Genomic DNA, 23,849 nt, shown 5'->3' with positions numbered 1-23,849 from the left:
CGATTTGTGACGTTATATTTGAATATTAAAAAATCAAACATAATGATGAAAAAAGTTTTATTAATCTTCGCATTAACCTTGGGAGGTTTCACAACCATGCAATCTCAAGAAGTTTCAAAACATGCGCTTGGACTACGCTTAAGTGACAGTAATGGTTTTTGGGCTGAGGCATCATACCAAGCTGCAACAAGTCCTGATAACCGAATCGAACTGAATTTAGGTGCTCAAGGTGAGAGTTTTTATAACGCCGTAAAGCTAACCGGTTTATACGAGTGGGTATTCCCAATAGAGGGCGGACTTAACTGGTACGTAGGACCTGGTATTGGTGGTGGTATTATCGATTATGATGATGATCTGAGAAGAGATGACACCGACTCCTTTGGCTTTGTGACCGGTACCGTGGGAATTGAGTATAATTTTGATTTTCCGCTATTGATATCGCTGGATTTTAGACCTGAAGTGTATTTTGACGATTACAACAACGATGATGTAAATTTCAACATAGGTTTAAGTGCTCGATATCAGTTTTAAGAACGCTTACAACATTTCTAATACATAAAAAATGGCTGCTTTCTACTTTGTGAAGCAGCCATTTTATTTAAATGTATTTTATTGTTTAAGATTTACACTTTTCGAAGGTGGCCAAAGCCTCTTCGTACAAGTCTGTGTATAATGGGACGATATTGGAAATATCAAATTTCATAGCTTGTTGAAAAGCTCCTTCTTTAAATCGATCCAACGTCTGATCGTCCTTTAATATCAATAGTGCTTTTTCTGACATATCTTCTACATCTCCTACCTCACTGAGATATCCCGAAACACCTTCCAAATTAACTTCTGGAATTCCGCCGGCATTACTTGAGATCACAGGTACCTTATTGACCATTGCCTCCAGCGCAGCCAATCCGAAACTTTCACGCTCTGAGGGTAACAAAAACAGATCTGAGAAACAAAGTATCTTATCGATCTCATTACTATTTCCCAAGAAAACAACACGATCCTCGATTCCTAGATCTTTACACTTCTGCTCTGCTGGTAATCGCTCAGGTCCATCTCCTACCATTAACAATTTTGCTGGAACAGCCTGCTGTATATTATTAAAAATATCAATAATATCACTTATTCTTTTTACAGGTCTAAAATTACTGATATGTGTTATAATTCGCTCGTGAGGTTCGGCCATTATATCTCGTTGACAATCAGTAAAACTTGTTTTACGATCATCTGCTTCTATAAAATTAGGAACAACTTTGATCTCCTTTTTAATATTAAATAAGCGTAGGGTGTCATCTTTCAGACTTTGTGAAACAGAGGTTACAACATCACTATTGTTAATACTAAAGGTCACCGCCGGTTTATAAAAAGGATGGTTCCCTACCAATGTGATATCTGTACCGTGCAAGGTAGTCACCATCGGTACACATATCCCTTCTTCTTCTAACATTTTTTTTGCCATATATCCTGCGTATGCATGCGGTATAGCGTAGTGTACATGTAAAAGATCGATATCATGCTTTTTTATAGTGTCCACCAGTTTACTAGATAATGCAAGTTCGTAAGGCTGATAATGAAACAAAGGATATTCAGGGACATTCACCTCGTGAAAATGCACGTTTTTACCCAATAATTCTAATCGGACAGGTTGTTTATACGTAATGAAATGAACTTCATGATTTAGCTTTGCTAAGGCGATTCCTAATTCGGTTGCTACAACTCCACTTCCTCCAAAAGTTGGATAACATACAATAGCTATTTTCACGTACTTATTTTTTAAGATTATAAATTTCAGAATTTCTCCTTACCGATAAACATCTATTTTGTGCTTCGGTAATATCATCTCCCTAGATGTCGTTTATTGCTCAGAAAACTGACAAAATATTCGACAAACTATAGTTGCGACAAGGTACGGGAAAATTAAAAACCTGTAAAGTGAGATAATAAAAAAAGTAGACCATAAGCCGGATTCTGTAGAGTACTAATGCACAATTCCTTATCATTTATCTAGTCCAATAATTACTCATTGGATCAAACCGCCTACCCTCCAACATCAGGCGCGCAACCCTCGAGCGCTGGTTTACATGGCGTTGCACCGCATAGAGTTTACCTGGTTTCACTACAGCATTACCTGTACATACTTTCTGTTGCACTTGTCCTCGTTTTGCAACGGACGGGCGTTACCCGCTATGCTGCGCTACGGTGTCCGGACTTTCCTCTTTGCTTCAAACTTAATTTGAAAGCCTTTTCTCTTGAGCTTCGCAGCAAAAAGAAGCAGCTGCAGAAATAAGTTCTGCACACAGCGATAAGGTGGTCTACTTTCTGCAAAAGTAAACCAATTGACTATGCAATGTCAAATAAACTCCACCTTAATTTATACTGTTGATAATTATACCGAAAAACAAAAGATAAAAATTTGAATTGACTGTACAATTTTTACCTTTGTGGTGATGGAACAGTTTATTGTATCAGCTAGAAAATACCGCCCGCAGACGTTTAAAGATGTTGTTGGGCAACAGGCGATTACCAATACGCTTCTTAACGCCATTGATCATAACCACCTTGCACAAGCATTATTATTTACAGGTCCGCGAGGCGTTGGTAAGACTTCTTGTGCTCGAATTTTAGCCAAGACCATCAATCAGGATGGTGGTGATCATGCAGATGAAGATTTTGCTTTTAATATTTTTGAGCTTGATGCTGCTTCTAATAACTCGGTAGATGATATACGTAACTTAATAGATCAAGTTCGTATACCACCACAAGTCGGTAAGTACAAAGTATATATCATTGATGAGGTACATATGTTATCTCAAGCAGCTTTTAATGCTTTTCTTAAAACTCTGGAAGAGCCACCTAAGCATGCGATTTTTATTCTTGCTACCACAGAGAAGCATAAGATTATTCCCACGATATTATCGCGTTGTCAAATTTTTGATTTTAAAAGAATCACTGTAACAGATGCCAAACTTCATTTGATGGAGGTTGCCAAAAGTGAAGGAATCAACGCAGAAGAAGATGCATTGCAAATAATCGCACAAAAAGCGGATGGTGCTATGCGTGATGCTTTATCAATATTTGATCGTGTAGTTAGTTTTAGTGGTAAAGAACTAACCCGTCAAGCTGTTACAGAAAATTTAAATGTACTTGATTACGAAACATACTTTAAAGCCACTGATCTAATTAGTGAGAATAATATTCCTGCCTTATTGATTTCATTTAATGAAATTCTTGCACAAGGATTTGACGGCCATCATTTTATTGCAGGCTTAGCTTCTCATTTTAGAGATCTTCTTGTTTGTAAAAGTCCTGAAACAATACAATTATTAGAAGTCGGAGATCAGACAAAACAAAAGTATCACGAACAATCTCAAAAAGTTTCTTCCGAATTTTTGATTCGAGGGATTGATCTAGCTAACGACTGCGATCTTAAATACAAAACGAGTCGCAATCAACGGCTTCTCGTCGAATTATGTCTCATGCAACTTGCCTCTATTCTTACTCAGAATGGAGAAAAAAAAAATGACAAACCCTACATAATTCCTCCTTCCTATTTTCGCAATAAAGCAATTGCTCCCATAAAAGTAACACCACCACGAAAAACTGAAGCTGTTGCACCTACAGAGACTGTTGCTCAGATTAAAAAGACCGAAATATCTCAACCGGAAGCATCTGCTTTGACTTCAGAAGATTCAAGGCCTTCAAAACCCCAGGAGAGCAAAACTAACACAACGCCTCCTTTTATGCAACCTACCAGAGAACGAAGAACTTCGGGGCTATCGTTAACCAGCATTCGTAAGAAAAAGGAGCATCAGGAAAAGAAAGCTGAAAAAGTTATTGATCCTAAAAACTTGCCATATCAGCCTTTTACTGAAGCCGAAATGCAAGCTCGATGGATGGAGTACGGCAAATTACAAGATAAAAAGGGAGAACGTATTTTAGGTTCTATGTTCGCAATGAATATTCCAACCAGCAAAGAAGATGAAATTCATCTTACGTTACCCAATCAGTCGATGAAGATTGATTTAGAAAACGCACAATCCGGACTACTGCAGTTTCTTTTTAAAAAGTTAGAGAATTACGGCATAACACTCCATATTCATGTCAACGAGGAGTTATCTAAAAAGTATGCGTTTACGCCTCAGGATAAATATGAAAAGTTAAGAGAAAAAAATCCATTAATAGACAAGCTACGTTCTTCCTTTGATTTGGACCTGTAGGTTCAGCAGAACATTTATTTCAATATCTTTGCTTTGTAGAAAATTCAAATTATAAAGCAGCTTTAAAATTATCATATATGTTAGGTTTAAAACTTCCCACAGATCCAAGATGGGTCAATATCGTAGAAAAAAATATTGAAGAGATTTTGACCGATCACGCCTATTGTGAGCAAAAAGCAACATCTACCGCTATTTCTTTAATTGTAAGTTTTCCTGAATACACCGAACTTGTACAAGAAATGACAAAATTGGTAAAAGAAGAAATCAGCCATTTTAAAATGGTTCATGATAAGATTATTGCCAGAGGTTTTGTTTTAGGCAGGGATCGAAAGGATGAGTACGTATTACAATTATTGAAATTTTTTCCTAAAGGAGGTAGCCGAACCACACAATTGGTACACCGACTTTTATATGCTGCACTTATTGAAGCTAGAAGTTGTGAGCGATTCAAATTACTCTCAGAAGAATTAGAAGATCAGGAATTGGCAGAATTTTATCGTAGCTTGATGGTTAGTGAAGCTAATCACTATACAATGTTTTTGAACTTCGCTCGAACCTATGGCGACCGTACAGAAGTTGATCAAAAATGGCAGGACTTACTCATTTATGAAGCCGAAATTATGCAATCATTAAGCAAAAAAGAGACAATTCATGGATAGAATGTCTCTTTTTATACAAATGTTTAGACATTGATGCTATATTTTATATCCTATAGAAAGTTGAATATTTCTGTTGTTCCCATCTTTAATAGAAGCAAAATTCTCTTCTTCGATGACATTGCTAAGACCATGTGCATAACGCAGATCCACAAAAATGTTTTTAGTAATATTGACCCCTATTCCAGCTACCGCTGCAAAATCAAAAGTTTTATAATTATTTCTATCCTCCCATTCCCAAATCTTTACACCCACTTGAGGTCCTAATTGGATGTTGAGTAAACGATTTAACTCATATTTAAATACGATGGGTGCCTGAAGGTAGTTAATACGAAAATTTTCTTGTTTATTCCCCTGAGCTGAATATTGCAGTTCCGGTTGTAGGCTCAAATTTTCGTTTAGCGGAATTTCAGCAAAGAAACCAACGGCTACCCCAATACGGCTCTCGTCAAATTCTTCCGGAATATTATCAGCACTTAGCGTGCTGTAATTTGCTCCTATTCTCATCCCATAGCTATTCATTTGAGCGTATGAAGAATAGGTAAAACATGCTATTGTTATAAAAAGAAAAAGTAAATTATGCTTCATTTGTGTTAGTTTTAATTATATCATATACACCGTTAGTTCTTATTTCTGGTGACATTTTTATTTTTTACATTATTCAATATTAACAAGAATATAAACCAAGTCTTCTGTAATTAACGATTATTTAGTTTATCCTGATATAAAGATTTTATGATTCCGTCGGATAAACCAATTTTAGGAACAAAAATCTTCCTGGCTCCGCTCCATTTCATCGCCGAAAGATAAATTTTTGTCGCAGGAATGATAACATCTGCCCTATCCTGATTCAGATTGAGTTCCCAGATCCTCTCGTCGTATGTAAGAGAATTAAGTAATTGATAATAAGAACTTAGATAAAGATAAGATAAAGGTTTTCCTAATGCTTTACCACTATTCTTAAAAATGTTATTAATATTCCCCCCAGAACCTATAAGATACACTCGGGGATATTGAGAAAGGTTTTGTTTGATCCATACACGTACTTCTTCCCATATTTCTGGTGATTCCATATCGTTTAACAACCTAACGGTACCTAATTTAAACGATTTTGAGGTCACGGTATGTCCATGATGATATACCGTAAACTCTGTACTACCCCCACCAACATCCACATATAAATAGGTTTCATCGGTATTAATGAGCTGATGTAAATCAGTCATAGCAATCATTGCTGCTTCATCATTACCATCAATGATATTAATCGAAATCCCGGTTTTCTCCTCAATTAAATTAACGATATCCACTCCGTTTTCTGCCTCCCTCATCGCCGAAGTTGCACAAGCTTTATATCTTGTTACTTTATGTGTTCGCATAAGCAGTTGATAAGCTTGCATGGTATCGATCATTCTGGCAATATTCTCATCAGACACTCTTTTTGAAATAAATACATCTGTTCCTAAACGAATAGGTACTCGCACAAGACTCGTTTTTTTAAATCGAGTTTCCTTGCCGTTCTCTTCATGAACACTGCTGATTAGTAACCGAATTGCGTTTGAACCAATATCAATGGCTCCATATTTTTCTATTGTCAACAAAGTAATTAGTTTCTTAATTTTTCAACATAGTAATCATAGGTAGCTACCTGAGATCTTATTTTTGTTTTATTATTACGTACATATTGATTGTTTTGATCGTCTGACAGCTTCCTTGCTTTTACATTATCATTCCAACAAATTTGAAAAGTTTCCAAAAGCTCTTGTTTGATATCCTCATCATAGATTGGACAGGAAATTTCAACCCTACGATCCAAATTTCTAGTCATCCAATCGGCAGATGATATATACACTTTCTTATTTCCACCATTTTCAAAAACATACAGTCTTGGATGTTCCAAAAATTTATCAATCACACTGATCGCTCTAATATTTTCACTCATATTTGGAATACCCGGTATGAGACTGCATATTCCTCGTACAATTAAGTCAATTTTTACTCCGGCACAACTGGCTTCGTAAAGTTTGTCAATCATGTCATAATCACTCAAACTATTCAGCTTCAGTTTGATTCCGTTAGGCTTTCCTGCTTTACTATTAGCTATTTCTACATTAATCATATTCATCAACGAAGAGCGCGTATAATGTGGAGATACCAATAAATGCTTATACCGAGTTACTTTATAATTAATCTCAAAAAATTTAAAAACCTTATTCGCTTCTTTTAAAATTTCTTCGTTTGTCGTGAATAAGGTATAGTCTGTGTAAATTCTGGCTGTTGACTCGTTGAAATTACCTGTACTAATAAACCCATAACGTTTCAACTTTCCCTCTTCTTCTCTTTCTATAACACAAGTTTTGCAATGCACTTTGAGTCCCGGTACTCCGAAGATAAGTTTAACACCTTCTCGTTGCATTTGTTCGGCATACTTAATATTTGCTTCTTCATCAAACCGGGCTTGTAATTCAATTTGAACCGTTACGGTTTTTCCGTTTTTTACAGCATTAATTAAGGAGCTTGCAATGTGCGAAATTGAAGCAAGGCGATAAATAGTAATTTTAATTGTTTTCACCTTCGGATCGATTGCAGCTTCTCTCAAAAACTTAACCGTATATGAAAAGGTGTGATATGGTGTATATTGTAAAAAATCCTTCTCCGCAATTTTGTCTAATAAACTCCCTTGAAGACTTAATCCCGGAATTGGTAAAGGAACTAGATTTTGATACACCAATTCCGGATTTTTCAAATCAGGAAAGTTCATATAATCTCTGCGATTATGATAGCGTCCCCCGGGAATAATACTATCTGTATAGTCAATTCCCATTTTATTCATTAGGTAATCTAAAGTTTTTTGATCAATATTCTTATCGTATACAAAACGTACAGGTTCTCCGTCCCGACGTGATTTCACACTACTGGATATTTTCTCAATAAAACTTTTACTAAGATCATTATCAAAATCTAATTGGGCATCTCTGGTAATTTTAATCATGTTCGCCTTTGCAGTATCGTAATCAAAAATACTGAAGTTGATGTGCATACAGTACCTGATAAGATCATCTAACATGATGATGTACTTATTTCCGTCTTTTTCGGGAAGTACTACAAAGCGTTCTGTGTTTTTAGGTATCTCGATCAAAGCATAAATACGCTCACGGCGATCAATATCCATCGCACTATCACTAATACCGGAAGTTATGGACTTATTTTTGAGAATTAATCGTACCGCAAGGTAGGCTACACTATCCTTTAAATGAGGAAACTCTTCTAAATCATTTAAAATATAAGTTACCAGTGCCGGACTGACTTTGGTGATAAAATAATTACGAATAAAAGCATCCTGATCAGCAGACACCTCTTTCTCATTAATTATAAATATCCCGTGATCCGTCAATCTATTTTTAATGGTATTAATAATTTTTAAGCTCTCAGATTGTTGTTTAATTACAATCTTGGTTATTTGCTCTAATAGATCACTTGCTGTCCGCCCTTTTAAAACATTTTTCCCATCCTTACCCGCTAAATCAATTCGCTTTATTGTCGCATAACGTACTTTAAAGAACTCATCCAGATTATTCGAAAAAATACCAATAAATCGCAGACGTTCTAAGAGAGGAACAGTTTCATCTGAAGCTTCCTGAAGCACTCTTGCATTGAACTGCAACCAACTTAACTCCCTATTTATGTACTTGTTTTTATAGTTTTTTGGCATTATCTTAACTCTTTAGGAAAAAGTGTTAGTGAGGTTTTTCCTACAGAAATACTAGACCATCGTTTATTTGCAAATTCAATTATTACAACCCCGGCTGTAGGAATATTGTCAATTACCTGATCTCCTAAGGTATTAGCCAAAGCAGTTAATGCGTAATTATGACCAAAAACCATCAAGGTATCAATTTCAACATTTGTTGCTCTTATAGACTCGAATACATGAGTGCCTTCAAAATCATATAAAGCATGATCTAATGAAAAATCCGTATTCTTCATCTCTAATTCATCTAGAATGATCGATGCAGTCATTTGCGTTCGCTTTGCATCACTACAAATAATCTTATCCGCCGTTATACCAAGCTTACGCAAACGTTTACCAATAAGCTTAGCGTCATTTTTACCTCGCTTTTTTAAGGGTCTTTGATGATCAGTTACATCAAACTTCCATGACGACTTAGCATGACGAATAAGGATGAGTTTTTTCATAAAACAGCTTCTAATTTAATCTACTGTACTTTGGATACACAAGTTTAAGAATTCGATAGCACACTTCTAAATAATAAGCAATAAAAATAATTATTTAGGCAAATAAATAACATTCGGATGGCTTTACACCTACTTATAAAACATTCCTGTTAATACCTATTAAATATCTGACAATGAAGTGACTACTAACAAACCGTTAAACGATAAAAATCGCTTTTATGTCGAAAAAGCGATTTTTTTCTTATAAAATTAATTGTTAAAATCTAATTTTACTCTCAGCTAACTTACAATATTCAATAATAAAAAAGGTTGTTACTGTTGGTTAGATATTAAAACAACAATACTTAGAATATGAATACTATACTATAGGTATGAACTCCAGAACTCTGATACATACTAATAAAAACTTTTACTTAACACTTTTGGTGTCTATAGTTTGTTATACCTTTCATTTTGGACAAGTTGAAGTACCATTAAGTAAACGTTCTGAGTTCACGCTAAAAGGAGATTTTAAATTTGTTTCTAATACTATACTTGGAAAGGTCAATCATGACGATGGCACCCAACCCTTTGATCCTACGATGGATTATAACGATGGTGGGTTAAATAACCAATTCCAAATGGGATTTATCGATATTGATAATGATCCCGATACATTCAACTCTAGCAGTGCAGATCTTACCTTGCTAAACCCTTGCGCTACGATAAAACATGTTGGACTCTACTGGACTGCTGCCTATGCTGATGCTACTCGTGAAAATGATATCACCGCAGTAAAAATAAAATTTCCAAATGCACAAACCTATACATCTTTAGATAACGCTACGGTAATACATGATTATTATACCAATGAAAGGTCAGAATTCAAACAATATTCGTGTTACAAAGATATTACGACTTATGTAACTTCTCTTTCAAACCCTCAAGGAACCTATACAGTCGCCAATATACCTGCTTCTACTACCGCATCTAACAGCGATGAGAATTTAGGTAATGGTTTAGCTGGTGGATGGACGATGATTGTGATTTATGAAGATGATAAAGCTACCCGAAAACGTTTTTATGTCTACGATGGTTTTGTAAATATTGACACGAAGGCAGCTCCCGTTGAATTTACTTTTGATAATTTCCAAACTATTCCAAAAGGTGCTGTTCATGGAAAATTAGGTATCATAGCTTTTGAAGGAGATAAAGGAATAAAAGGAGATCGTTTGCAAATGCAATCGAATGAGTCCCATAGTTTCAAAGGAATTACTGATGGTAGCAATCCGATGAACAACTTCTTTAACGCTAATATTACTGAAAATGGAAAGAATGTAAGAACACGTAAGCCTGCCAGTTCCAATACATTGGGATATGATGCTGATGTTTTTGACATTAAAAATACACGCAATAGTTTTATCGGAAATAATCAGACCCAAGCAAATTTCAGGCTCTTAACAGAGAGTGATGGTTATTCGGTTACCGCCGTAGCTTTTAGTGTTGAAATATATGAACCTGCTATCCACATGATCAAACGGTCCCGCTATGCTGATAATTCATTTGTTTATCCTAATGATGCCGTATCTCCCGATCAGGAAATTGCCTATAGTTTAACCATTTTTAATGATGGTAATGACGATGCTCAACATACACTTATAAAAGATCAACTTCCAAGTAATGTTTCTCTGGTGGAAAATTCAATTGAAGCTCCGAGAAAAATTAAAAAATCTTTTGATCCTGCAACCAATACTCTAAATTTCAAGGTTCCGGATAAACTTGTCACCATGGAAAGTGAGCCTTTTACCATAAGGTACAAAGTTAAGGTTAACGCATCCTGTACCACAATTAATGAAATTGAAGATTTATTCATAGAAGATCAGCCTGTAATTGCCGAATTTACCGGCTCGCTGAATGAAGATATTAAGTTATCACAAGGCTACAATTATATAAATCAATGTAAGCTACCTGACTTTTATTCTTTTAAATTGGCCTTGGATATTACGGATCTAAAATGCCCCAACACAGAAAGTTTAGTGTTTAAAGCTTCGCAACAAGCCATGAAAAATATAGCCTTTACACCGAAAGATTTACGTGATGATAAGGGATCTGAGCAAACACAGGCAACGGGTCTTAACCCTATTGACATAAAACCATCAATCCCTGCTCCCATCGCCTCGATACAATCTACAACAGAGTTATCTAAAACACTTCGTGATTTAATTGCTCTTGATGAGATTTATTTTGAGTTTGATAAATGGAATATAACAACGCGTGCAGAAGAAGAATTAAATAAAATTGTTGATCTGATGATCAACAGTTATCCCAACATGGTTATCAAAATAGAAACACATTCTGATAGCAGAGGCGATTATAAATATAACTTAAACCTATCAAAGAAAAGGGCTGAATCAATATACAACTATTTGATAAGCAACCAAATTACTGCAAATCGCATTCTTTCATATACAGGATTTGGCGAAAGCAAACCATTAAACAACTGTGGTGATGGTAAGGATTGCTCTGAGGATGAGTATAAGATCAATAGAAGATCAAACTTTATAATTATGCCGCCACTAACAACTACAACTGCTACTTCCCAAAACTTAAGGAGATAATCGATCTATTTTCCAAGACGAATCTGAAGTCGGCGTATAACGTATTCTATCATGTAAACGATTCTCGCGACCTTGCCAAAATTCAAACGACACAGGCTTAACTCTAAATCCTCCCCAAAAATCCGGTTTAGGAATTGATTTGCCTTGATATCTCGTTTCTAAAATTTGTAGTTTTTCTTCTAATACCGCTCGTGAGTCAATCACCGCACTTTGATCGGATACCCAAGCACCTAACTGACTACCTCTTGGACGTAATTTGTAATATGCTGTACTTTGTTCATCGGATATTTTTTCAGCTATTCCTTGTATGATAACCTGTCGTTCCAAACTTGGCCAAAAGAACGATATACAAACTCTACCGTTATGTGAAATAGCTTCTCCTTTTTCAGATGTATAGTTTGTGTAGAAAACGAATCCCTTGTCATCATAATGCTTTAATAATACAATTCTTGTTTTAGGAAAGCCATCCAACCCAATAGTTCCCAAGGTCATAGCATTTGCCTCATCAATAGCTTCATCTTCTTCTGCCACCTTAAACCAATCTGAAAATATAGACAAAGGAGCGTCTGAAATCTCGTCTTCATTTAAATAGCCTTTATTATAAGATTTTCGATAATCTGTGAGGTCTCGATTCATAACTAGTGATTTTAATGCAATTTACTACTGCCAGTTCTAATTTACTATAAAAATAAACTATTTTTAGAAGTCAAAAACTTTACCATCATCAGCCACCATTACAGCATCAAATACGGTTTCAGCTTCTTCTTTAAATAAACTAATATCTTTGTATCGGGTAGAAAAATGACCTAAAATGAGTGTGTCTACATTACTTTTTTTAGCAATCATACCTGCTTCAATAGCGGTACTATGTCCCGTCGTCGCCGCTAGATGTTTGTGGCTTTCGAGAAAAGTAGCCTCATGATACAACACCGTTACGTTTTGTAGTAAACTTATTTTTGCCTCGTCATATCTGGTATCGCTACAAAACGCATAGCTTTTGGTAGGTTTTGGGGGGGCGGTTATTGTTTCATTCTTAATAAGTGTTCCATCATCTAGCAGTACATCTTTGCCCTTTTTAATTGAGCGATAATACGCTACATCAATATTATAATTCATTACCTTGCTAAGAATAAGCTTTCTTTCACCCGGCTTTTCTTCAAATAAGTAACCGTTGCAGTATACCCGATGTTGTAAAGGGATGGTACGAACAGATATCTTTTCATCTTCAAAGACCATCTCAGAATTTTTAGATGTTAACTCGTGGAAATGAAGTGGATAATCTGTCCATGAGTTAGAGAGTTTTAACTGGAGTGTTATAAACTCTTTAATTCCTTTAGGCCCATATATATTTAAGGGTGCTTCGCGACCCAACATTTTAAAGGTAGAAACTAACCCAATAAGTCCAAAAACGTGATCTCCGTGAAGATGGGATATAAAAATATGTCGAATGCGTGAAAACTTTATTTTTTTACGTCGTAATTCAACTTGCGTACCCTCTCCGCAATCAATCAGAAAAACATGAGAGTTGATCTCGAGTACTTGAGAAGTGGGGTTGGTTAGCGTTCTGGGAGTAGCCGCATAGCAGCCAAGTATTGTAAGCTTCAAAATTGTTTATTCTTTAAGGACGCTGTAAAATAAAAATTCTTACCGAAGAATTTTAGAATTTTCAGCTTTTTATAAAAAAGACATGATCCATGGATTAAAATTTAATTTATAGATACAAAGTACGCCTGTTATCAAGCAAAAAAACTTTTGTAACTTAATCCAAATAAAATAAAGATCAAATGCATTCTTACATAGACCTTATAGCTCGTATTCTTGAATTTTTAGGTGTTTTGCTTATTACCGTCGGCATATGTTATGCTTTATTAAAATATATCTTCAAATTGAAAGATCAAAAAACTCGTAATTTTGATACGCTACGTCAGGATATTGGAAAATCAATTCTCCTTGGTTTAGAGATCCTTGTAGGCGCCGATATTATTGCCACTGTTATCACAGAACCCTCAATGGATAAAGTGCTGACACTTGGTATAATTATTCTCATAAGAACCCTATTAAGTTTTTCGTTACAAGTTGAATTGGAAGGAAAATTTCCTTGGCAAAAAGCTAAATAAAACGAAAATTAAAGCAATAGGTATAATTACTGATTCCCATCTATTCTTGTAAATCCAGATCACGTTCAATTTCTTCCATTTCAATAAGATCATGAGCTTCTCTCAAAGATGGCACCAGTGTAAGTTCGTTAGGCACATCTGTATAGGAGATACTATCAGTAACTATTACAAAAGAATGTTTTGCGGCTTTATGCTTTTTAGAAACGCGTAAGAATTCGTTGATATCTGAAGCTGTAATCCCCTTCATCGAAAAAAGATTAACTATCAAATTGTTATTCTTTAAATTTTCATAAGCTTCCTCTACTCCTTTTACAAATTCTGTAATCGTTGCCTTTTCTTGCGTTATGATGGTCGTTGTTCCATTTGTGTCAAATATCATATTCTACTGTTTTATTTTGGATGCTAAAAGATATATTACAGCCATTCTCACTGCTACCCCGTTTTGAACCTGATCCAAGATAATGGCTTGATCTGAATCGGCAATATCACTGGTAATTTCTACGCCTCGATTAATTGGTCCGGGATGCATTACTACAATCTCTTTATCTAAACTATCTAAAATTTCTTTATTTAAACCGTACTGCTGTGTATACTCTCTGGTTGAAGGAAAGTAACTAATCTCCATACGTTCATTTTGAACGCGTAGCATATTTGCTACATCACACCATTGCAACGCTTTTCGCAAATCAGTTTCTACCGAAACTCCTAAACGCTCAATATATTTGGGCAGCAAGGTTTTTGGGCCACATACCTTTACATTGGCTCCTTGAAGTTTTAAAGCAAATATATTTGACAGCGCCACACGGGAGTGCAATATATCTCCTACTATCACTACATTCTTGCCGGCTACTTCTCCTAATCGCTCTCTGATCGAGTACGTATCCAATAAAGCTTGTGTAGGATGTTCATGAGCACCATCACCCGCATTTACAATACTTGCTTTTACATGATTTGACAAGAAAATACCAGCTCCGGGATTAGGATGTCGCATGACTACCATATCAACCTTCATTGACAAAATATTATTCACGGTATCAATGAGAGTTTCCCCCTTTTTAACACTGGAGGAAGCTGCAGAAAAATTGATAACATCTGCTGACAACCTTTTTTCTGCTAATTCAAAAGATAGTCGAGTTCGCGTACTATTTTCGAAAAACAAATTTGCGATGGTAATATCACGTAATGAAGGCACCTTCTTTATAGGACGATTGATTACTTCTTTAAAATGATCCGCTGTTTCAAAAATCAAATCGATATCTCCTTGATTTAGATATTTAATCCCCAACAAGTGATTTACACTCAGTTCGCGCATTCGCTTTCTTTTTATGTTTAAAACTATGGTACTCCTTGACTATGTCGTTATATTATGAATTGTTACTCGCTGATCAAATAAATTGCGTCTTCTCCTTCATTCTCTTTCCAGTACACCTTCACCTTCTCCTGATTTATTGCATCCACCTGACGACCTCTATAATTTGGTTGTATGGGCAAGTGACGACTAAATCTTCGATCTATTAATGTCAAAAGCTCGATATTCGATGGGCGTCCAAAGGATTGAATAGCTGTTAAAGCAGCTCTGATACTTCTCCCTGTATACAGTACGTCATCAATAAAAACTACTTGTCTATCTTCAACTATAAAATTAATATTTGTTTTATTCGCTTCTAACGGTTTTTGACCTCTTCTAAAATCATCTCTATAAAATGTTATATCCAATTGTCCTACCGATACGTTCGGAATGGCATAGGCATCCTCTAAGAGTTTAGCTATACGATTGGCTACAAAAATCCCTCTTGGCTGTATCCCAACGAGCACTGTATTTTTAAAATCATCATGATTCTCGATTAATTGACAAGTCAAACGATGCAATATAATTTCAATTTCTTTAGCACCAAGTAGTAATTTCTGACTCATAAGCTTTCCAACTATGGATTTGGTTAACAAAAGTAAGCAAAAAATGGATTTTGCTTCGGCTATCCCATACTTTTTATGTGCTAAAATTCAAAATTAAAAATTAATTATTCAAGGTACTACTTTTAGTTATCACACCTCATTTTCATCATCCTCATTATCCTCATCATCATCAGACATAACCAATGGATGTTCGCTGTTTCCTAAACCGATTATATTAATAATATTACTTATCGTATTATATAACATTAATACTACCGAAATGATTGCACCACAATGGATTGATGCCACTCCCAAAGATATATAATAGATGATGTTAAACCAATTTGAAGGAACATTATCTGACTCAGTAATTGGCAGATTTAAAAGCAAAAAAGAAATCATGGAGCTAATAAAAACAGCCGTGTCCAGTTTAGCAATTTGTAAGACATAGGAATAATGTGCATTCTTAAGTTTAGAATTGGAGCCTACGCTGACACTTAGCAAAGTTAACATCAAAGCTAAAATAGTAGCAGATGCTAATATTACGGTATTAAAAAGCGTGTTTATTCCCGGCAAAGATGATTCAATAAGAGATTTTGCTTCGTAGCCACTCAGATTACCTAAGAGAAAAGAACCGAAACCGGTAACAAAAGTTGCAAAAACTCCGCCTACAAGTGCCCTGGTGGTATAGGTATTTAGTTTCATTTTTATGTGGTTGTTAAAGATTGCTTGTATAAATATTATAAATTATTATCAAGCCATTTCTGCTGTAACAGAAGTTTAACGCTGTATCGTTAAAATTAGTTAATCAAAAGCCGCTGAGTTTTAACATTTGATACTTTTAACTTCAATAAGTTTCTTATAAAGTTAAACAGCATTTTAAAACACCTAAAACGGGAAAAAAGATCAAATTTTTCTTCATAAAGTATCATTTTAACCTAAGCGTATTGTTTGAATTCTATGACAAAGAGAATGTCACTTTTTAATTTCAAATTTACATCGTATCGCATGCGTTGTTTTGCGTTTGGATTGTTAGCCATAGTATTTTCTGCTCTAGCTTTTACTGGTTTTGCAGGTGAATTCGAATATCTTTTCAGGTTTTTTATTTTCCTGTCGCTTACCTTATTACTTATAACCATAATATACAATATTTTAAAACGATTATAATGATCAATAAACAGATTTTAATTACGCTATCTGTACTTCTTATCTATTTTCCATCACTACTTCAATCTCAGGATCTACCGACTAATAAAATAAGTCAGCTCGTTGAAGATTTAAAAAAAGACCGTAGAGGTCCGTACCATAGAATAAAATGGTTTTGTAAGGACGGTTCCATAAGAGAACCTAGAGATCCTTGTCCCGATAGTATTGGTGGTGGTATACAACACGCAAGTTATAAGGATATTATAGAAAAAAACGCCAAAGAACATCATCTATTTTTTGGTGATATTTTAGCCTTTACCGATCCCTCTAGTTTTTGGGATGAGAAAAATGCCCATAGCAGATTAAAACAATATCAGTTAGCAAGGTACTTATCAAGTGTAGATGATGGTTGGATTTTACGCAAAGGAAGATACTACAGAGGTTCCGTACAATCAGAAGATGAAGAAGCCTGGGGTATCGATTTTTACAAATGGTTATTGACTGATAACGAACGTATAATCAACAACTACTATGTTATACGTCAATCGCTTCGAGATATTCCGCATGACGGAGACAACAATCTGGCACAACAGATGCGTAGTGAATCAAAAGTTATCGCTGATGAGTTTCCCGATTTTATGGATCTAAGAGTAAAAATTCATGGCCAACCGGGTAGAGAAGATATAGCTCTGGTACAAAATTTTAGACAACAATACGCAACCAAATTAACTCCGGAGCTAAACCAAGAATTTGAAAAACTGGAAAAAACTTTACTGGATTTTTATGCACCGGTTGATTTTGATCGCTTAAAAAGACAGATCAACAAGATTACTACAGATACTCCAACAAAGCAAAAAATTCTAACGTTTCTTGAGGAATATAAAAACGAAGAAAGACCAGAAAATATGGTTCCGGTAATCGCTGATCTTCTGTATGCTATTAGAGAACACAGCATAGATTTTAAAGGCGGTGCAAATCGATTGATTCTTCTGGATTTTTCGAATGAACTGGAAAATATTTTGTTACGTAAATCTCAGGAGTGGAAACCCGATGAATTACAAGGGCTTCTTGATAAAATACAAGCACTCACCTATGCAGCAGCGGGAACCGGACTCGTAGAGCTATGGGAGTGCACCTCTATAAATTCCTTACTAGAAAATTACACCTCTCAAAACAAATTATCTATTGGTGATCTTACTGATTTTCTGGAAACTTCAAGGAGTATTCTGGAGTGGAGTACCGCTATGGTTAAATCCAAATATGAGCATGACGTAAACACATATGGAAGCTTTGAACCTAAAGCGTATGGTTTTATAGACGATAGAATTCGATCCTCTATTGCCTTAAGTATGGGAGAGAGCATAAGTAGACTTGGTATCTTATTAGCAGAAAAGACATCATTGACAAATGCCGTTCTTACCCTATCAAATCAGAGTAGTTTTAGGGGGCTTAATCCGGGTTATGCTTATGGGGAGTTAGTAGTGGTTGAGGGTACCGAAGAGGTTGAGGTAAACTCAGATAAAATTTACGTCTTTCAGAAGCCTCCTTCAGATCTCAAACCTGTGGCAGGTATTATGACGGTCGCCGAAGGAAATCTGGTATCACATGTACAATTACTGGCAAGAAACTTAGGTATACCTAATGCAGCATTATCTGACATTAACTTACAGGAATTAGAAGCCTACAGTGGTCAAAAGGTATTTTATGCTGTTTCAAATAAAGGAAATGTCATTTTAAAATTGGAAAAAAATATGAGTCCGCAAGAATTGGCACTTTTTGAGAAAGAGCAAAGAAATACGGACTTGATTGAAGTTCCTGTAGATCAAATTCAGTTGAAAAATACTTCTGTACTTAGTATGAGGAATGTAAATGCAAAGGATTCGGGGAAGCTCTGCGGTCCTAAAGCAGCCAACTTAGGTCAATTAAAGCAGATGTTTCCTGATCATGTAGTCGAAGGACTGGTTATACCTTTTGGTATTTTTAGAACTCATATGGATCAAAAGATGCCAAATACCGAAGGATCTTTTTGGGAATTTCTGAACACTATGTTCGCAGAGGCATCCACAATGCGTAGCAATGCTAAAGATGAAAAATTGATAGAAGAATATCAACTTCAACAATTGAAAACACTAAGAGAAGCGATCATAAAAATGCCTCTTAGTAAAGAGTTTACCGATCAACTAAAAAATCAATTTACGACAATATTTGGAGGTTCCATGGGTTCCGTTCCGGTCTTTTTACGAAGTGATACCAACATGGAAGATCTAAAAGAGTTTACCGGAGCAGGTCTTAATCTCACCTTATTCAACATTATATCCGAAAATAATATTATTGAAGGAATTAAAAAAGTGTGGGCTTCACCATACACCGAAAGGAGTTTTAAATGGCGACAGAAGTATTTATCCAATCCGGAGAATGTTTATCCTTCTATCCTAATTATCCCCAGTGTAGATGTAGAGTACTCCGGTGTTATGATTACCAAAGGGATTAACTCGGGTAATCACAATGATCTAACCGTGGCATTTAGCAAAGGTGCAGGAGGCGCAGTTGATGGACAAGCGGCAGAAACACGTTTAATCACAAAGTCTGATGATAAATTACTTGCTCCCTCCAGAGAAACTCACTATATCAGATTACCATCATCAGGAGGCACTAAGAAATATCATACGACCTTTGAAACGCCTATATTAAACACAAAGAATATTGAAGAACTTAGAAAAATAGCATCCATTATTAAAAAAACTATTCCTGAGGAAACAGCTTCAGATTATAAGGGTGCATATGATGTAGAACTTGGATTTAAGGATGATAAATTATGGCTGTTTCAAATCCGACCTTTCGTAGAAAACAAACGAGCACTTAGCTCAGCATATTTACAATCTATCACACCGGAAATAGATTATTCTCGCAAACTAGCGTTAACCACCAAAATATAATCAAATGACACGTTTATTTCAACTCTTGATACTTTCAGGAATCTTAATTTCTTTAAGCTTCTCCAGACACTATCCGATAGATGGATATAAAAATACCGGGATAGCAAGACTCTACCGCTTACATAAGCAACTACTTGATAGCGTCGAAAATAGGAGAATTCCTGTTGGTGCTTATAAAAACCTAGCGGATATCAAACTCAATCTTTTGAGTCGTAAAACCGATAGTACACAAGCCTTATTATACCCGGATGCTGAGTTTGAAAAAAATATCAATCGCCTATTTCCGGGTAGTGGATATTCTGCAACGGTTTTAGACATGTCAAATCCGGATAGCTTAAAATATGCTGCCTATCGAGAAAATATTGGCTATCAACCAGGAAGTGTTGGAAAACTGGCAGTGCTAAACGCACTATTTACTGAGTTGGGAAAGCTCTGCCCGGATTCTTGGGACGCACGAACAGCATTATTAAAAAATAAAAGAGTTACCGCGAGATATTGGGGTACAGGTGATCACCATACCATTCCTGTTTATGACATAGAAAATGATAAGCTTACAAGAAGAACTGTTCGTTCAAGTGATGAATTCTCACTATATGAGTGGATTGACCATATGATATCAGTAAGTAATAACGGCGCAGCAAGTATTGTTTGGAGAGAAGCTTTATTGATGTCTGCTTTTGGTGATAAATATGCAACGCTGCAAGATGACGAAGCCGAAAATTACTTTAAAGAAATACCTAGAGATTCATTAACTACCATGGCCATAAATTTAGTAAACGATCCCTTACGAGACCTGGGGATCACCGAAGATGAGTGGAGATTAGGAAGTTTATTTACCCGACCAGCCGGCAAGTACATTGGTCGTAAGGGAGGTAGTATCGGGACACCGGTTGGCCTAATGAAATTTCTTGTTCAACTTGAACAAGGTAAGGTTGTAGATGAAGAATCAAGTTTAGAAATGAAACGTCTACTCTACTTAACTGATCGAAGAATCAGATATGCACATTCCTCCCGACTTGATAGCGCTGCGGTGTATTTTAAATCAGGCAGTTTCTATAAATGTGATCGTGAAAAAGATCCAAATTGTGGAGATTATGCAGGCAATGTTTTTAATTATATGAATTCCGTGATCATTGTTGAGCAGCCCAATAATAAAAAATATATGGTGTGTCTAATGACTAATGTGCTTAATAAAAATTCGGCAGGAGCCCATATGTATTTGGCGAGTAAGATAGATAAAGTAATCAACGAAGATGAGTAAGAATTATAAAGTTGAGAGGTATGCAATAGTAGCGTCCAGCGCCTTTTGCACCTCTCTGTTTTTTTGTTTTCGATAGGGTTTCAGATAGGTAATATAGCGTGGCTCTTGTAATTGCCTTATCAAATACAATACAGCTAATTTCACTTTTTTACCCCGATTTTTCATGAGATTACTTATGCAGGTAGATTCTGAAATAATATGAGTCCCGCTGCTCGTATGAAGGTATTGGTCACTCTCAATCACGTGGTATTCGATTAATGAGAGCATTGCATTTTTGAGTTTAGCATGGAGTAAATTATCTAAAAATTCAACCGCGTTTACCTTTGCTTCTTTGTGATCACTTATTAATCCGTAATACGCCACTTCGATATCAGAATGATCATATTTTAAGCTTAGCAATTTAAAAATACATTGTAACCCTTGATCTAATTGAACTTGAAGAATCTCTACCAAATTTTCTCTTGCAATATTTAACTCTGTTAGGCTGTCATAATCTCTAGAGGTGTCCTCCTTACCTATAGCATTTTGAAGCGTCGCAATCGCCCGTATTGTATTTTTGTAATACTTACTTTCTTTTAAAATAAAACGCGTAATTTTCTTTTGATCAAGTCGCAAACGATTTGGATCCTGTTGCAGTCGGTTCAAAGATTTAGTAGCTTCTAAACGAATCAAAATATCCTTGCTTCCTAACAGTCGCAGTAAAACCTTTATTGAAGATCTGGTTTTAAAAGATTGCACTACCTTTGGGATGTATTGGCGAACATTATCCTTGAGCCCTTCACTCTGATCTAATCTTAAAATAGTTTTGGTAATTTCACCTCCATAATTTTTTAATGCTTCGATGGCGACTTCATTAAAGTCATCTTCTGACAGAAAATCCATCAAACTAGTAACAAATCGTTCATCTTGAGTTAAGCCAGCTGCTCTAATTGCATGTCTGGTTATGTAGGGGTCTACATTATAGAGATGTGCAGAAATAAAAGAATAATATTTGGGTAGACCTGTATATCCAATGGTTATCAAGATCTCTGCAATCTCTTGTTTTCTATGATCACTTTCAGGTAAACTCAATTCATTTACCTTTACCTCTACCCTATGTGTCAATTGGTACTTTTCTGCTATTTTCGGATTGTCCACTGCCTCCTTTGCTAAACATAACAAAGCTGCATTAGCAATGTAATCGCTTGGATGATCCAAATAACTATGAAAAATCTTATCACCGGTTAAATCTGTATGCAGTAAAAGATATTGCATTGCAGCAAAAACAATTTCGTCATTCTTACTAGTAATTAAACTACGCACTTGTGCCACCGCTGTACCTCGATCATAAGAATACAACTGTGATATAGCTGCAGATACTACAGCTTCTGACGGATGCTTTAGCAATTGAATAATATGAATCTTCAATGATTTTAAACGAATATCATTAATACGGTCCAATAGATTGAGAATATCTTTTTCGTTTTCGCTTCTCAAAATCCGTATAGCCGTGCTTACTGTAGATTCTTTCTTTAATTCTCTTTTTTTAGTGTCATCTCCAGATAGGGAATTCTGAATATTAGATCTAAAAGAATTGAAATATGCCTCTCTCAATTTGTAAATCAAAAGGATCCACACAAACAAAAAAAGTAAAATAATAATGGTTATGTAACTTGTTGGCAGATTTAGTCTGCGAATTAGAAAAATTAATAGAAATCCTGAAATACCGGTAGCTAAGCTATCCACTACCACATCAATATAGGATTTAGCTTGATTTTTTATCTGATACGGTATCGGCAAAATCGAAAGTTCTAAAGAAGCTTTGTTTATTGATTGTTTGAAACTTCCATCCATCCCCTTAATTATTATAAGTACCCACAACTCAGGAAATGTTAAAAATAGCAAGCATCCTAATGCTATACCAAGTGGCAAAATTAACAAGGTAGAGGTGACACCAAAGAAAGACAACAGTCGATTAGTTAAAAACAATTGGATTAATAAGGCAATTACGTTAAAAGTTGAAAACCAAAATCCAAAAAAAGATGCCAGGTCATCAGAATCAGGAATTGCACTATTTGCAAAATCACTAAACTGAAAATCTACCAGTTTTGCAACGATAACCCCAACTCCTGTAATTAAAGCTAGGTATTTTAAATGGTCTGAACTCAGAATTATTCGGAAAGAAGAAGTATAGTTCTCGTACTCCCTTGTTTTACGCTGTTTACGTTGATAAAAATTAAGTCGCTTAATTCTAAATCTCCAAACTGAATTAAGAATGGGAATACAACATAATATGAGGATTCCCGCCACAGCTATGGCGATTTTATTCCCATACGTTGAGGCGATAATTGTGGTAAGGTATCCGCCAAAAATTCCGCCGGCGATTGCGCCCGATCCAATAAAACCAAACAGCCGTTTCGCTTCGCGAGCATTAAAAACCATATTGGCTAAAATCCAAAATTGTGAAGTTACAAGAACCGCAAATAAGGACACGCTCAAATAATAAAAATATAATATCCAGATATTGAGAATTGCCAGATGAAGTAAAAAACTTAGTACTAAAAAAAATGTACTAAAAACTAATAAGGTGCTTATAACAATTCGTTTTATGGAAAAAAGTTGAATCGCACGATTGTAGAAATAGGAACTTACTATAGCTGTAACTGCTACTAATATATATCCATATGGAAGTTGGTCAGCTCCCAACGTTGATAAAAATAGTGCATTAATCGTTGGCTTCACGATTAATAGTACTGTAATTACCAGGAAGATATAAAACTGCATTAAAAAAGAGATGTATATTTCACCATCTCTTATATCAAAAATCTTCTTAAATGCAGACCGAATCATTTTACG

Annotated in this window: 20 protein-coding genes and 1 other RNA gene; 7 read left to right on the top strand and 14 right to left on the bottom strand. The window is 35.5% G+C overall.

What is annotated here, in order from left to right; all coding sequences use genetic code 11:
• The first annotated feature begins 42 nt into the window (after positions 1–42).
• Complete coding sequence (locus tag BD809_RS06120; protein WP_317130856.1) at positions 43–531, top strand: hypothetical protein; 489 nt, start codon at positions 43–45, stop codon at positions 529–531.
• Positions 532–616: 85 nt separating this feature from the next.
• Here the strand turns inward: BD809_RS06120 and bshA are convergent, their stop codons facing one another.
• Together bshA and rnpB are read right to left on the bottom strand one after the other, a co-directional pair.
• Complete coding sequence (gene bshA / locus BD809_RS06115; protein WP_148782085.1) at positions 617–1,759, bottom strand: N-acetyl-alpha-D-glucosaminyl L-malate synthase BshA; 1,143 nt, start codon at positions 1,757–1,759, stop codon at positions 617–619.
• A 179-nt stretch (positions 1,760–1,938) separates the two neighbouring features.
• Positions 1,939–2,248: RNase P RNA component class A (gene rnpB / locus BD809_RS06110), an RNA gene on the bottom strand.
• A gap of 196 nt (positions 2,249–2,444) precedes the next feature.
• On the opposite strand from rnpB, the gene BD809_RS06105 reads away from it, so the two are divergent.
• Entirely contained in the window at positions 2,445–4,214 is a 1,770-nt protein-coding gene (locus BD809_RS06105) for a DNA polymerase III subunit gamma/tau (RefSeq protein WP_148782084.1), read from the top strand.
• Positions 4,215–4,291: 77 nt separating this feature from the next.
• A complete protein-coding gene (miaE, locus tag BD809_RS06100; protein WP_148782083.1) occupies positions 4,292–4,873 on the top strand; it encodes a tRNA-(ms[2]io[6]A)-hydroxylase in 582 nt (193 codons plus the stop codon).
• A gap of 36 nt (positions 4,874–4,909) precedes the next feature.
• On the opposite strand, the gene BD809_RS06095 is transcribed toward miaE, so the two are convergent.
• The 4 genes from BD809_RS06095 to BD809_RS06080 form a co-directional block, all read right to left on the bottom strand.
• Entirely contained in the window at positions 4,910–5,458 is a 549-nt protein-coding gene (locus tag BD809_RS06095) for a porin family protein (RefSeq protein WP_148782082.1), read from the bottom strand.
• Positions 5,459–5,568: 110 nt separating this feature from the next.
• Complete coding sequence (locus tag BD809_RS06090) at positions 5,569–6,468, bottom strand: Ppx/GppA phosphatase family protein (protein ID WP_148782081.1); 900 nt, start codon at positions 6,466–6,468, stop codon at positions 5,569–5,571.
• Between the two features lie 5 nt (positions 6,469–6,473).
• Complete coding sequence (gene ppk1, locus BD809_RS06085; protein WP_148782080.1) at positions 6,474–8,579, bottom strand: polyphosphate kinase 1; 2,106 nt, start codon at positions 8,577–8,579, stop codon at positions 6,474–6,476.
• Positions 8,579–9,064 (bottom strand): SixA phosphatase family protein, encoded by a 486-nt coding sequence (locus tag BD809_RS06080; protein ID WP_148782079.1) that lies wholly within the window; start codon positions 9,062–9,064, stop codon positions 8,579–8,581. The genes ppk1 and BD809_RS06080 overlap by 1 nt, the downstream gene beginning before the upstream one ends.
• Positions 9,065–9,435: 371 nt before the next feature.
• Between BD809_RS06080 and BD809_RS06075 the strand changes: the two genes are divergently transcribed.
• A complete protein-coding gene (locus BD809_RS06075; RefSeq protein ID WP_148782078.1) occupies positions 9,436–11,661 on the top strand; it encodes an OmpA family protein in 2,226 nt (741 codons plus the stop codon).
• Here BD809_RS06075 and pdxH read toward each other — a convergent pair.
• Together pdxH and BD809_RS06065 are read right to left on the bottom strand one after the other, a co-directional pair.
• Complete coding sequence (gene pdxH / locus BD809_RS06070; protein WP_148782077.1) at positions 11,650–12,297, bottom strand: pyridoxamine 5'-phosphate oxidase; 648 nt, start codon at positions 12,295–12,297, stop codon at positions 11,650–11,652. The genes BD809_RS06075 and pdxH overlap by 12 nt on opposite strands.
• Positions 12,298–12,360: 63 nt before the next feature.
• On the bottom strand, positions 12,361–13,266 hold the full coding sequence (locus BD809_RS06065) for a ribonuclease Z (RefSeq protein ID WP_148782076.1): 906 nt from the start codon (positions 13,264–13,266) through the stop codon (positions 12,361–12,363).
• 179 nt (positions 13,267–13,445) lie between these two features.
• Between BD809_RS06065 and BD809_RS06060 the strand changes: the two genes are divergently transcribed.
• Entirely contained in the window at positions 13,446–13,778 is a 333-nt protein-coding gene (locus tag BD809_RS06060; RefSeq protein WP_148782075.1) for a DUF1622 domain-containing protein, read from the top strand.
• Positions 13,779–13,818: 40 nt separating this feature from the next.
• Here the strand turns inward: BD809_RS06060 and BD809_RS06055 are convergent, their stop codons facing one another.
• The 5 genes from BD809_RS06055 to BD809_RS06035 form a co-directional block, all read right to left on the bottom strand.
• Positions 13,819–14,157 (bottom strand): ribonuclease Z, encoded by a 339-nt coding sequence (locus BD809_RS06055; RefSeq protein ID WP_148782074.1) that lies wholly within the window; start codon positions 14,155–14,157, stop codon positions 13,819–13,821.
• Between the two features lie 3 nt (positions 14,158–14,160).
• A complete protein-coding gene (locus BD809_RS06050) occupies positions 14,161–15,090 on the bottom strand; it encodes an aspartate carbamoyltransferase catalytic subunit (RefSeq protein ID WP_148782073.1) in 930 nt (309 codons plus the stop codon).
• Positions 15,091–15,152: 62 nt separating this feature from the next.
• Positions 15,153–15,692: a bifunctional pyr operon transcriptional regulator/uracil phosphoribosyltransferase PyrR gene (gene pyrR / locus BD809_RS06045; protein WP_148782072.1), complete on the bottom strand. Its 540-nt coding sequence runs from the start codon at positions 15,690–15,692 to the stop codon at positions 15,153–15,155.
• A 129-nt stretch (positions 15,693–15,821) separates the two neighbouring features.
• Positions 15,822–16,376, bottom strand: coding sequence for a hypothetical protein (locus BD809_RS06040; RefSeq protein WP_148782071.1), 555 nt, complete (start codon positions 16,374–16,376; stop codon positions 15,822–15,824).
• Positions 16,377–16,609: 233 nt separating this feature from the next.
• Positions 16,610–16,810 carry a hypothetical protein gene (locus BD809_RS06035; RefSeq protein WP_148782070.1) on the bottom strand — a complete coding sequence of 67 codons (201 nt, stop codon included), beginning with the start codon at positions 16,808–16,810 and terminating at the stop codon, positions 16,610–16,612.
• A gap of 27 nt (positions 16,811–16,837) precedes the next feature.
• Here BD809_RS06035 and BD809_RS06030 point away from each other — a divergent pair, with 27 nt between their 5' ends.
• Together BD809_RS06030 and BD809_RS06025 are read left to right on the top strand one after the other, a co-directional pair.
• Entirely contained in the window at positions 16,838–19,753 is a 2,916-nt protein-coding gene (locus BD809_RS06030) for a PEP/pyruvate-binding domain-containing protein (RefSeq protein WP_148782069.1), read from the top strand.
• Between the two features lie 4 nt (positions 19,754–19,757).
• Complete coding sequence (locus BD809_RS06025) at positions 19,758–21,014, top strand: serine hydrolase (protein WP_148782068.1); 1,257 nt, start codon at positions 19,758–19,760, stop codon at positions 21,012–21,014.
• Between the two features lie 3 nt (positions 21,015–21,017).
• Here the strand turns inward: BD809_RS06025 and BD809_RS06020 are convergent, their stop codons facing one another.
• The gene (locus BD809_RS06020) at positions 21,018–23,843 is read right to left on the bottom strand and encodes an Npt1/Npt2 family nucleotide transporter (RefSeq protein ID WP_148782067.1); all 2,826 of its coding nucleotides are present in this window, start codon (positions 23,841–23,843) and stop codon (positions 21,018–21,020) included.
• Between the last annotated feature and the right edge of the window lie 6 nt (positions 23,844–23,849).

It is taken from the genome of Aquimarina intermedia, assembly GCF_008124785.1.
Lineage (GTDB): Bacteria > Bacteroidota > Bacteroidia > Flavobacteriales > Flavobacteriaceae > Aquimarina > Aquimarina intermedia.
This window is presented reverse-complemented; position numbering and strand designations above follow the sequence as displayed.